Origin of the sequence: Campylobacter sp. TTU-622 (assembly GCF_016598965.1) — a bacterium.
In the GTDB taxonomy this organism is placed as follows: Bacteria; Campylobacterota; Campylobacteria; order Campylobacterales; family Campylobacteraceae; genus Campylobacter_D.
In genome coordinates, this window is the sequence record NZ_JAENKR010000041.1 from 1 (window position 1) to 11,790 (window position 11,790).

General features: G+C 25.7%; 11 protein-coding genes and 1 pseudogene. 9 read left to right on the plus strand and 3 right to left on the minus strand.

All coding sequences use genetic code 11. The features are described from left to right. The 9 genes and pseudogenes from JG677_RS05060 to JG677_RS05100 all read left to right on the plus strand — a co-directional run. Positions 1 to 182, plus strand: a pseudogene (locus JG677_RS05060) (bifunctional folylpolyglutamate synthase/dihydrofolate synthase); the annotation flags it as partial. Then, positions 175 to 1,101, plus strand: a complete 927-nt coding sequence (locus JG677_RS05065) for a peptidoglycan DD-metalloendopeptidase family protein (protein ID WP_200285500.1) — start codon at positions 175 to 177, stop codon at positions 1,099 to 1,101. The pseudogene JG677_RS05060 and the gene JG677_RS05065, both read left to right, overlap by 8 nt. After that, complete coding sequence (locus JG677_RS05070) at positions 1,017 to 1,406, plus strand: bactofilin family protein (protein ID WP_200170136.1); 390 nt, start codon at positions 1,017 to 1,019, stop codon at positions 1,404 to 1,406. Before JG677_RS05065 ends, JG677_RS05070 begins: the two co-directional genes overlap by 85 nt. Continuing rightward, positions 1,406 to 4,339, plus strand: a complete 2,934-nt coding sequence (locus JG677_RS05075) for a DEAD/DEAH box helicase (protein WP_200285502.1) — start codon at positions 1,406 to 1,408, stop codon at positions 4,337 to 4,339. Before JG677_RS05070 ends, JG677_RS05075 begins: the two co-directional genes overlap by 1 nt. Then, complete coding sequence (locus JG677_RS05080; protein WP_200285504.1) at positions 4,336 to 5,013, plus strand: 3-methyladenine DNA glycosylase; 678 nt, start codon at positions 4,336 to 4,338, stop codon at positions 5,011 to 5,013. The genes JG677_RS05075 and JG677_RS05080 overlap by 4 nt, the downstream gene beginning before the upstream one ends. An 8-nt stretch (positions 5,014 to 5,021) precedes the next feature. Next, a complete protein-coding gene (gene thiD, locus JG677_RS05085; RefSeq protein WP_200285506.1) occupies positions 5,022 to 5,831 on the plus strand; it encodes a bifunctional hydroxymethylpyrimidine kinase/phosphomethylpyrimidine kinase in 810 nt (269 codons plus the stop codon). Then, on the plus strand, positions 5,824 to 6,435 hold the full coding sequence (gene thiE / locus JG677_RS05090) for a thiamine phosphate synthase (protein WP_200285508.1): 612 nt from the start codon (positions 5,824 to 5,826) through the stop codon (positions 6,433 to 6,435). Before thiD ends, thiE begins: the two co-directional genes overlap by 8 nt. Then, entirely contained in the window at positions 6,435 to 7,073 is a 639-nt protein-coding gene (locus JG677_RS05095; RefSeq protein WP_200170141.1) for a uroporphyrinogen-III synthase, read from the plus strand. Before thiE ends, JG677_RS05095 begins: the two co-directional genes overlap by 1 nt. 50 nt (positions 7,074 to 7,123) lie before the next feature. Further along, positions 7,124 to 7,567, plus strand: coding sequence for a hypothetical protein (locus JG677_RS05100; RefSeq protein ID WP_200170142.1), 444 nt, complete (start codon positions 7,124 to 7,126; stop codon positions 7,565 to 7,567). Positions 7,568 to 7,571: 4 nt separating this feature from the next. On the opposite strand, the gene JG677_RS05105 is transcribed toward JG677_RS05100, so the two are convergent. The 3 genes from JG677_RS05105 to JG677_RS05115 form a co-directional block, all read right to left on the minus strand. Beyond that, positions 7,572 to 8,891, minus strand: coding sequence for an MATE family efflux transporter (locus JG677_RS05105; RefSeq protein WP_200285510.1), 1,320 nt, complete (start codon positions 8,889 to 8,891; stop codon positions 7,572 to 7,574). A 189-nt stretch (positions 8,892 to 9,080) separates the two neighbouring features. Further along, the gene (locus JG677_RS05110) at positions 9,081 to 9,620 is read right to left on the minus strand and encodes a superoxide dismutase family protein (RefSeq protein ID WP_200170144.1); all 540 of its coding nucleotides are present in this window, start codon (positions 9,618 to 9,620) and stop codon (positions 9,081 to 9,083) included. 82 nt (positions 9,621 to 9,702) lie between these two features. Continuing rightward, the gene (locus JG677_RS05115) at positions 9,703 to 11,694 is read right to left on the minus strand and encodes an LTA synthase family protein (protein WP_200285512.1); all 1,992 of its coding nucleotides are present in this window, start codon (positions 11,692 to 11,694) and stop codon (positions 9,703 to 9,705) included. Between the last annotated feature and the right edge of the window lie 96 nt (positions 11,695 to 11,790).

Below are 11,790 nucleotides of genomic sequence, written 5' to 3' on the forward strand. Positions count from 1 at the left end.
CAATAAAAATTTACAAATACAAAGATGAACAAAGAAAGCTGGCAAATGATATAATTTTTTCTATAGCTAAAGAATTAAATATAAAATGCGAAGAATTTCAAAGTTTAAATTCAAATAAAATCAGTTTAGTATTTGGATCTTTTGTTTTGGTTGAAAAATTTTTAAAGGAATTGCGTGAGTAAAAATAAATTTACCATAACAATTACAGATATTAATGGTTCAAAGCATTTTTATTTAAGCAGAATAATTAAAAAAATTGTATTTTATATTATTATGTTTGTTTTCTTTTTTTTGGTGTTTAGTGGATTTTATATTAAATATCTTGATGATAAATTAAGTGATTTAAGTAAAAAAAGAGAAGATTTGCTTAGAAAAAATCAAGAACTTATTCAAAGCAATGAACAAATGCAAAAGAGCATAGAAGAAAAAACACAAGAATATGCTGCTATAGAAGATAAAATTATAAGTTTTGAAAAGGCCTTGGGACTTGATGATAATGAACAAAATTTAACTATTAATGATAGATTAAATAATCTTAAACTCACCAATGAAGATCAAACTAAAATTCTTAGTCAAATTCCTAATGGTTTTCCGATAGTAGATAAAGGAATCACTGGTAATTTTGGCTGGAGGGAACATCCTGTTTTAAAACGTAGAGAATTTCATCCAGGCATAGATTTAAGAGCTGAAATTGGAACACCAATTTATGCAACTGCTAATGCTGTTGTAGAATTTGCAGGATATAGTGATAATGGCTATGGTTATAATGTCATTTTGCTTCATAATTTTGGTTTTAAAACTGTTTTTGCACATATGATGAGAAAAGATGTTGTAAAAGCTGGACAATATGTTAAGAAAGGAGATTTAATAGGATATAGTGGAAATACAGGGCTATCTACAGGCCCTCATTTGCATTATGAAGTAAGATTTATTAATAAAACTTTAGAACCTTTATATTTTTTAAAATTGCAAAGAAATAACATTAGTAATTTTTTTAATCAAGAAAGGAGAGTACCATGGCAATCTTTGGTAAAAGCAATTACGCAACGTCAAATAATTCCAGTTCAGAAACAACAGTCATTGCCTCAGGAGCAAGAATAGAAGGGAAATTTTATTTTGCTTCTATGCTTCACGTAGATGGAGAACTTATAGGAACAATTCATTCTCAAAGTATAGTAGTTATTGGAAAAAGAGGTGTTTTAAAGGGTGAATTAAAGGCTGATAAAATTGTTGTTAATGGATATTTTGAAGGAGAATTAGAAGCCAATAGTTTGGAGATTTTAACAGGTGGTATAGTTGATGGAAACATTGTTATACAAGAGCTTAGTGTTGAAAATGGTGGAAAATTCAATGGAAGTAGCAAAATTAAAGAAGAAACTAAATTAATTGAGAATAATCAAGAATAATGCAAGCAGCTTTTTATGAATATTTGCAAAATAATTTTTATTCTAAATTGATCATCTGCGAAGATGATAAAGAAGCAGATTTATTAGCACAAGTTTCTAATTTTCAAGCTTATAAAACTTTTGTTTTACCTGATTTTAGAGCTGAGTTTGGCGATGATTTAAGATCTTTTTCAAAAGAGCTTTTTGAAATTTGCAAGGTGTTAGATTCTTATTATAAGGAAAAAGAGAAAAAAAAGATTTTAATTTCTCCTATTACAACTTTACTTCATAAATTACCAGGAAAAGATAATTTAAAAAATTATTATATTGATAAAAATCAAAAATTTAATTTTTTAAATTTTAAGGAACAAATTGAATATCTAGGTTATGAATTTGTAGATATAGTTCAAGATAAAGCTGAAGTTTCAATACGCGGCGATGTTGTTGATATTTTTTGTATTAATAAAGAAAAACCTATACGCATTTCGTTTTTTGGAGATGAAATTGAAAGTATAAGAGAATTTGATATCAATACCCAAAAATCTATACCTTATGAATTACAAGAATTAGAAATTTGCCCTTTTTTGAATTTTTTTTCTAAAGAAGAATATGAAAATTTTAATAAAAAGCTTGAAAATTTTCAAAGTCAAAGTTTAATTAATGATATACATTCTTTAGGTTTTTGGTGTATAGATAATTTTTTTGATTATTTATCTTTAGATTTTGTAAGTATTAAGCCTTTATATATGGAAGCAAAAGATTTGGATTTTATAAATAATAAAATTATTCCAGAGCCTAAAAATTTTAAAGATTTACAAAGTTCTTATACCAAAGATTTTTTTGCTTTTCATCAAAATAAAAAAATAAAGGTTTTAGCAAAAAATGAAGCCTTATTTAAACAATTAGAGTTAGATTTTAAAAATATTATTTTTGAAAGAAGTGATTTAAGAATTAACATTATTTCAAAAGATGAGATTATTCTTTCTTTAAATAAAAAAGAAAGAAAAGGGATAAAAAGAAAGGCCTCTTTAATTCTTGATGAATTAAAAAATGGAGATTTTGTTGTGCATCAAGATTATGGTGTGGGAAAATTTTTAGGTCTTGAAATGATACAGGTAAGCGGAGCAAAAAAAGAATTTGTAGCTATAGCTTATCAAAATCAAGATAAGCTTTTATTGCCTGTAGAAAATTTATATTTAATTGATAAGTATTTAGGTTCAAGTGGATTTATCCCAACTCTTGATCGTTTAGGGAAAATGAATTTTGCTAGATTAAAGGAAAAACTAAAAGCAAAACTTCTTGCTATTGCAACGCAAATTGTAAATTTAGCTGCTAAAAGAGCTTTAATAAAACCAAAAAATATTAAAGTTGATTTTGCTTTACAGGCTCAGTTTGTATCAAAAGCAGGTTTTTCTTATACTAAAGATCAAAATAAAGTTTGTGCAGAAATTTTAGAAGATTTTGAAAATAATAAAATTATGGATAGATTATTAAGCGCTGATGTGGGTTTTGGAAAAACCGAAGTTGCTATGAATGCTATTTTTGCTGTGGTTAAAAGTGGTTTTAGTGCTTTTTTCTTTGTGCCAACAACACTTTTATCTTATCAACATTTTAAAACTTTAAAAAAAAGATTTGATGAATTCAATATAGCTGTTTTTAAGCTTGATCGCTTTACAAGTGCTAAAGAAAAAAAGGATATTTTGGCTAAACTTAAAGAGCAAAAACCTTGCGTTGTGATTGGAACACACACTCTTTTAAATGTAGAATGTGAAAATTTAGCTTTGATTGTTGTTGATGAAGAGCATAAATTTGGGGTTAAGCAAAAGGAAAAATTAAAAGAAATAAGTAAAAATTCTCATCTTTTATCTATGTCTGCTACTCCAATTCCAAGAAGTTTAAATCAAGCTTTAAGCTCTATAAAATCTTATAGTACTTTACAAACTCCACCCGAAGAAAGACTTGATGTTAGAACCTTTGTAAAAGAAAAAAATGAAGTTTTAATTAAAGAAGCTATTATGAGAGAGTTAAGGCGTGGAGGGCAAATTTTTTATATCCATAATCATATTGCAAGTATAAAAGAATGTAAAGAATACTTATTAGGTATAGTTAAAAATTTAAGAATTTTGATTTTACACTCAAAAATTGATTCTAAAACACAAGAAGAAGAAATATTAAAATTTGAAGATAAGCAATATGATCTTTTACTTTGCACTTCTATAGTAGAAAGCGGGATTGATTTGGCAAATGTTAATACTATTTTAGTGGAAAAAGCTGATTATTTCGGTATGGCAGACTTGCATCAACTTAGAGGACGCGTAGGAAGAAGTAATAAACAAGGCTATTGTTATTATTTAATTGAAGATAAAGAAAATATTACTAAAGATGCATTAAAAAGACTAGTATCATTAGAAAGTAATTCTTTTTTGGGCTCAGGTTCTATTCTTGCTTATCACGATCTTGAGATTAGAGGAGGGGGAAATTTATTAGGTGTTGATCAAAGTGGGCATATAGAGCAAATTGGTTATAGTTTATATCTTAAAATGCTAGAAGATGAGTTAAATATTTTAACTAAAGATGAAAGTATAGAAGAGGATAAACTAGATTTAAGATTAAGTATTAATGCCTTTTTAAATAACGAACTCATTAGCGAAGATCGTTTAAGATTAGAACTTTATAGAAGACTTAGTAAATGCCAAAGTGTAAGTGAAGTTTATGAAATTCAAGGAGAAATTGAAGATCGTTTTGGAAAACTTGATGTTTATACTAAGCAATTTTTAGAACTCATTATGATTAAAATTTTAGCTTATAAAAAATATAAAAGTATTACTAGTTATGAAATGAATATACAACTTACTTTAAAAGATGGAAACAAAGAGATAATTAAAGCATCAAGTAAAGATGATGAGGATGTGATTTATGCTCTTTTAAATCATTTAAGAAGGAGTGAAAGTTGAATGGTTTTGATATTTTTAAATATCTTTATAGCCTAAATTTAGCTTTTAATGATTTTGAATGGTTGGAAGATAAAAAATTTGGAGATTTTGAGTTATTAGTTTCTGTTATTTTAACTCAAAATACAAATTGGAAAAATGTTTTAAAAGCTTTAGAAAATCTTAAAAAGGCTAATATCTCTTCTTTAGAACAAATAAAAAATTTAGAAGATAAAGAGCTTGCTTTGCTTATAAAACCGAGCGGTTTTTATAATACAAAGGCAAAGCGTATAAAAACTCTTATTAATGCTATTTTAAAAGATTATGAGAATTTAGAGTATTTTAAAGAAAATGTCAATAGAGAATGGTTGTTGGGCATTAAAGGCTTAGGATTTGAAAGTGCTGATAGTATTTTAAATTATCTTTGCAAAAGAGAAATTTTAGTTGTAGATGCTTATACTAATCGATTGGCCTTAGCGTTAAATTATGAATTTTTAAATTATGAAGAATTAAGAGATTTTTTTGAGAGTGGAATAGAGCAAAATCAAGATGAGCTTTGTAAAATTTTAGGTAAAAAATATAAACTCTATGCACTTTATCAAATTTTTCATGCTTTAATTATTTCTTTTGTTAAAACTTATTTTAAAGGTTCTAAAATTTCTGATCAAGGTAAGGAAATTTTAAAAAATATTTATTAAGGAAAAAAATGCAAGCAAAAGGTTCAAATTTAATCCCTATTTTAACTATAGCGGGTAGCGATTGTAGCGGAGGAGCTGGAATTCAGGCTGATTTAAAAACTTTTAGTGCCCATAATCTTTTTGGTATGAGTGTGATTTTAAGCGTTGTTGCTGAAAATACAAGTAGAGTGATTTCGCTTCATCATATTCCAGAAGAAATTATAAATGATCAATTTCAGGCTATTTTTGAAGATATTGTTCCAAAAGCAGTAAAAATAGGTATGATTGGAACAAAAGAATTAATGGATTGTGTTGCTTTTAATTTAGAAAAATATCAAGCCAAAAATATAGTAATCGATCCTGTAATGTTTGCTAAAAATGGTTATGCTTTAATGAAAATACAAGATTGTCAACATTTTAAAGAAAATATTTTAAAATTTGCCGATATCTTAACTCCAAACATACCAGAAGCTGAATTTCTTTGTGATTTTAAAATTCAAAATGAGAAAGATATGATAAAAGCAGCTAAAAAACTTCATAAACTTGGAGCAAAAAATATTGTTTTAAAAGGCGGACATAGCGAGGATAACGCTAATGATGTGTTATTTGATGGTGAAAAAATTTATATTTTAAAAGCAGAGCGTATTAAAACAAAAAATACCCACGGTACAGGTTGTACTTTATCTTCTGCAATTGCTAGTAATATTGCTAAAGGATTAAGTGTTTATGAAGCCATAAAAGAAGCCAAAGAATATGTTAAAAATGCTATTTATTATTCTTTAAATCTTGGAAAAGGTTGTGGTCCTACAAATCACTTTTATAAGTTTTTAAATGATTGATTTTAGCTTATATTTAGTAGCTAGCAAGCAAGATAAAAGTGATGAAGCTTTTTTAAATATTTTAGAACAAGCCATTAAGGGTGGAGCGAGTATAATTCAGCTTAGAGAAAAAGAGCTCAGTGCTCGTAAATTTTTTGAGTTAGGCTTTAAAGTAAAAAAACTTTGCGATACTTATTGCATTCCTTTAATTATCAATGATAGGCTTGATATCGCATTGGCCCTAAATGCAAGTGGAGTGCATTTAGGACAAGAAGATTTAGATACAAAAATTGCTAGAAAAATTCTAGGTAAAGACAAAATAATAGGCCTTAGTTTGCAAAAAATAGAACAACTTAAAAACATTAAAGAAGCAGATTATTTAGGTTGTGGAGCTATAAATTTAACTCCAACAAAAAAAAGTGAAATTTTAAGTCTTGATATTTTAAAACAAATTATAGCTTTATCAAATTTACCTGTTGTTGCAATAGGTGGTATCAATGAAATAAATATTTTAAATTTAAAGGGTTTAAAACTCAGTGGCATAGCTGTTGTAAGAGCTATTATGTGTGCTAAAGATCCTTTTTTGGCAAGTAAAAATTTAAAAAAACTCTTTAAGAGTTTATAATGAAAATCTATCTTACTAATGAATTGAAATTTAAAGGGGTACAAAATCTTGTTTTAAACGAGCTTATTTTTTATGATTTTAAAGTTGATCTTAATTTTTATGATGCTTTGATTATAACTTCAAAAAATGCTATTAAGGCTTTAAAAAAAACCAAAAGTATTTTAAATTTTGATTTAAAAGTTTATGCAGTAGGAAAAAATACAGCAAAAGAAGCTTTTAATTTGGGATTTAAAAATATAAAATATCCAAAACTTTCTTATGCTAGTAATCTTTATGAAGAATTTAAAGAAGAGCTAAAAGATAAAAAATGTCTTTATTTAAGAGCCAAAGAACTTTCTTCCAATTTAGTTCAAAAACTTTTAGAGCAAAATATAAATTTAACTCAAATCATAGCTTATGAAAATGTATATAAAAAACCTGATTTTTGTATCACTCATCCTTGTATTATTATTTTTACTTCTCCATCTTGTGTGAATAATTTTTTTAAAACTTATGATATTAAAAAAGAAGATTATTTAATAGCTATAGGTCAAAGTACTGCAAAGAAGCTTTTAAAATATGATAATGTCTTAGTTTGCGAAAATCCCAATTTGGAAGAATGTATTCAAATCGCTAAAAATTTAAAAATAAATTTATAAATTTTTTATATTTTTTAAATACAATAATTAAAATTTTAAAAAGTTAGAAAATGAAAAATATAAAAAGTCCTAAAATTAAAGATATACTTACTCTTCCTAGTACAGCAGCATTAAATCCTATTTTAGAAGACAATGTTCTAACGTGCATACATGGGGGAAAAGTAGAATTAAAAGCTAAAAAAGCTAAAAAAATGACAACTCAGGGTGTTGGTGTTGTTTTAAGAAGAGAGATTGAAGGAGCTAGTATTAAAGGCTGTTCAAATCCTCCTATGCTTGGTGGTCCTTGCCAAAAAGTGTTAATGCTTTTTCCATACACATATTCTAAACATAAAATCAATGATGATTTTGTTGTTTTACAGCTAGGTCTTATAGGTACAAGTGATAAAGGTTTTCCTATTTTAGCAATTCCTAAAGCCAATAAAATAAAATTTTCCCCTATAAAAACTAAAGCTTCAAAGCTTGCAAAAATAACTTATGAACAAATGAAGATATAAATCTTCATTTAAAAATTATTTTTCTTAAAAAGAAAAAGGATAAAAACAAAACAAAAAAATCAGCTATTAAAGGTGTTAGCCATACTCCATTTAAATTTAAAAATAAAGGCAAGATAAATAAAAGAATAAGTGGCACAAAAAGACTTTGATTTAAAGAAATAATCAAAGAAAGAGTTGGTTTATTAAAAGCGGTAAGAAAAGATCCACTAAGTGTATTTATCCAAGTAATGAGATAATTAAAAGAAAAGATCATTAATGCATAAGTTCCAAATTTTAAAAATTCTTCATCTTTATCTTTTGAAAAAAATCCTACTAAATTTTCTTTAAAAAGCAAAATTATAACAAGCATTAAAATACTAAAAATAAAAGCACTAATCAAAATAGGTTTCATTAAATCTTTAACACGCCTTATATCTTTTTTTGCATAATTAAAACTAAGAGCAGGTTGCATAGCATCACACATGCTAATTAATAAACTAATTACAAAAGCATCAATATATAAAATAATAGAAAATGCTGCAACTCCTTTAACTCCAACAAGATGAAGTAGAACTAAATTTGCAAAAATACTGAATAAAGAAGCAGAAATGTTGTTAAAAAATTCAGAACTCCCATTATAAATAATATTTTTAAATTCTTTAAAACTCATACTTAATTTAGTAAATTTTAATTCTAAATTTTGGATTAAAAAAGGTAAAATTCCTAAAATTCCTCCAAGACTTAAACCTATACAAGTTGCAAGTGCAGCTGAGAAAACTCCCCAACCTAGAACGACAATAAAAAGATAATCAAAAAATAAATTACTTAGAGCAATGATAATATTTATTATCATACTATAAAAAGTTTTACCACAAATTCTTAAGTAATTATCTAAAGCAAAAGAAATCATAGTAATAGGTGCAAATAAAGCAAAAACTATTAAAATTTCTTTACATAATTCTTTAACTTCTTTACTAACATTTAACAAATCAATCAACAAAGGACCCAAAAAATATTCAACAAATCCCATAAAAAAAGAAAAGGCTAAAATGATAATTATACAAGCGCTAAACATTGTTTTAGCTTCTTTTTTTTGATTTTTGCCAAGTTTCATGGAAATTTGGACAGATGAACCTATCGCAATAGTATCAGTTAGTGCAAAACTCATCATTATAAAAGGGATAACAAGCCCAAGGGCGGCAAGGGCATTATTTCCTAAATATTTTCCAACAAAAATTCCATCAATAATATAATAAAGCACCATAAAAGCTGCGCTAATCATATTTGGAAAAGCACATTTAAAAAATAACTTCCACGCAGAAAGTTTTATAAATATATCTGACATAAAATTTCCTTAAAAAATATAATATTAATTTTTATAATTTTTATTTTAAGGAAGCTAATATATGGTTTGAAAGCCTAAAATGTAGTGATTTAGTTTTAAAATTTTCATAGTGTATTATTTATTTTTTGCTCATTATAGATAATGTAAATAAATAAGTCAAGATTTTATACCCTTTAAAAAGGGTATAAATTATTTAATAACTCCACAGGCCATTCTAGCGCCACCGCCACCAAGTGCAGCAGGATGATCACTATGGTTATCTCCGCCAAAATGAATCATTAAAGCACGATTTTTAATTTCGCTTAATTTTTTAATTTTTGGTGCTAAAACAGGATTAGTAGCATTTCCTTTATCATCAACATAAAGAGCTGGAAGATCGCCTAAGTGTCCTTTATCATCCCAAGCAAAAGAATGTGTTTTGGTATTTTTAGGATCATAGTGTCCTCCAGCTTTCATTCCTAAACCTTTTTCAGTTTCTCCACAATCTGCATTTTCATGAACATGAAAACCATGAATTCCTGGTTGCAAATTGCTTAATTGTGGAAAAAAAGCTACTCCATATTTTGTTTGTATAGCTACAACTTCTCCTATAGCTTTATTGCCATTCTTATCAAGTAAATCCATTTTTATGGTTAAATGATCTTTTACAGATTTAGGATCAAAAGTTTGATTTTCAGCTGCAAAAATTAAGCTTACTAATGCTAAAGACGCAAAAACAATTTTTTTCATTTTATCTCCTTTTAATTTTTATAAAAACTATTATATACAAGTTTTGTTATCTAATGGTTAAAAGTAAATAATTTTTAAATTTTTATTCATTGATTAATTTTAAACGCTTAGCAAGTTGATAATAATTTAACTCTTGATGTGACTTATAAAAATTTTTATGATATTCATCAAGTTTAAAATCTTTATTATTATCTTTTAAACTTGTGTTATTTTCATAAAAATATCCTTTATTGCTTCCATTTGGATAAACTCCATTTTTGTCTATCCATACTGAATCATTAAAGCCAAATTCCAATTTTTCATTACTTGGTTTTGTTAGTATATTTCTTCCACCTAAACTAAGATATTTTGCCTCATTTAAACTAAAATCATAAAGAGTAGGAAAAATATCTTTATGTGATCCTATGCGATATTTATCATAATAAATATTATTTTGTAAATTTTTTGGTATATAAATATAAAAAGGCACACTAAAAGCAAAGGCTTTTTGAGTACTATAATCTATATTCATATCACGTACTCTATGATCTCCTGTAGCTGCTATGATGACTTTATCTTTAAAAGGACTTTGTTTTATCTTGCTAAGAAATTTCCCAAATTCATTATTAGCGTATGCGTAAGCTTGCAAAATATCTTCTTGTTTTTTTCTTTTGTAAGGAAGTTTTTCAAGCAAATTTTCTGGTATATTTTCAAGATTTAAAGGATGATATGGAATTTTATAAGGAGGATGATTTGAAATACTTAAAGAGATGATTAATGTTTTTGTAGGATTTTTTTCTAAAATTTCATAAATTTTTTTATACATAAATTCATCAGCTACACCATAACCATTTTCTGTTTGTATTGCTTTTGGATATTCATTTATTAAATCATTTTCATCAATTATTTTATCAACACCTAAAACATTTAAATAATTTTTTATATTTTGCCAAGATCCATTTCCTGCATAAATAAAAATTACTTTATAACCAGCTTTTTTATAAATTTGCATAGGAGTAAAATCTAAATATTGTTTTTGAAAAGAACTAGTAGATATATTGCTAAAAGGACTTATAAAAAATAAATTGGCAAAGCTATTGATAGTTCCATTAGCAGAACTTAAAAATCTTGTAAATATAAAATCTTCTTTAAAATGTTGCTCTAAATCACCTAATAAATTAAAATTTTTATTGTTAAATTCCAATAAATTTAACCCAAAACTTTCCATTAAATTGATATAAACGCTAGGTTTTTCATTGCTAGCTATTTCATTTTTCATACTTGTTTTAAATAAAGGAAAAAGTTCTTCTTCTAAAATTTTAGCTTTATTAGTATCAATAAATGAAAATTTATTTTCTTGTTTAAATTGTTTGTGCGCCCAAGAAAAAGCCATTATAGGATTTAACATAATATCGTTTAAAACATTAAAATTTGAAAAAGAATAATTTTGCACATTTATAGCTACGTGTTTAAAAGGACCTCTTAAAGCCAAAATATAAACTATAATAAGTAATAAATTTAAGAAAATAAGCATAAAAGGTCTTAAATGAAATGTTTTAAGTTTAGCTTTTAAAATTTTGATATTAATATAAATGCAAAATAAAATACAAATTAAAGATAAAATAAATATAGTAAATAAAGGATAATCATTTAAAGCGATTTTAAAAAGGGCTCTTATATTGTCATTTTTAGCGCTAAAGATAAAAATATCAATTTTACTTTTATAAATTTCATAATAATAATATTTAATGAAAGAAAAAACCACACAAAGAAAAGCTATAAAAGCTATATAAATACTAGATAATATTAAATAAGTTTTTTTAAGAAATTCTGTTATACCCCCCCCCGTAGTTAAATATTTATTCATTAATGGGTTTAAAAAACTTAAAAAACCACAAAGAAGCAAAGGTAAAAAAGCAACACTTAAAAATCTTATATCATGATATATGCCTAATGTATACATAGTAAAAAATTCATTTAAATTTTGAACTAAATTTTTTGGAATAAAGGCTATATGCATATAAATCCTATTAATACCAAAAATAAGAATAAAAATAACGCTAAAAGTCAAAATTTGAAGTAAAATTTTTTTCATCACTTTCCTTATAGATTTAATTTTTATTCAAAATTGATATTTTAAGTATTAAAGTTTTTAAAAAAATAAATTTTTAAATACATACATATATATATG

Bases quoted from the DNA above. Each gene is read 5' to 3' on its own strand.
- JG677_RS05100 (WP_200170142.1), top strand. From the start codon at position 7,124: ATGAAAAATATAAAAAGTCCTAAAATTAAAGATATACTTACTCTTCCT.
- thiD (WP_200285506.1), top strand. From the start codon at position 5,022: ATGCAAGCAAAAGGTTCAAATTTAATCCCTATTTTAACTATAGCGGGT.
- JG677_RS05070 (WP_200170136.1), top strand. From the start codon at position 1,017: ATGGCAATCTTTGGTAAAAGCAATTACGCAACGTCAAATAATTCCAGT.
- JG677_RS05075 (WP_200285502.1), top strand. From the start codon at position 1,406: ATGCAAGCAGCTTTTTATGAATATTTGCAAAATAATTTTTATTCTAAA.
- JG677_RS05110 (WP_200170144.1), bottom strand. From the start codon at position 9,620: ATGAAAAAAATTGTTTTTGCGTCTTTAGCATTAGTAAGCTTAATTTTT.
- JG677_RS05105 (WP_200285510.1), bottom strand. From the start codon at position 8,891: ATGTCAGATATATTTATAAAACTTTCTGCGTGGAAGTTATTTTTTAAA.
- JG677_RS05115 (WP_200285512.1), bottom strand. From the start codon at position 11,694: ATGAAAAAAATTTTACTTCAAATTTTGACTTTTAGCGTTATTTTTATT.
- thiE (WP_200285508.1), top strand. From the start codon at position 5,824: ATGATTGATTTTAGCTTATATTTAGTAGCTAGCAAGCAAGATAAAAGT.
- JG677_RS05095 (WP_200170141.1), top strand. From the start codon at position 6,435: ATGAAAATCTATCTTACTAATGAATTGAAATTTAAAGGGGTACAAAAT.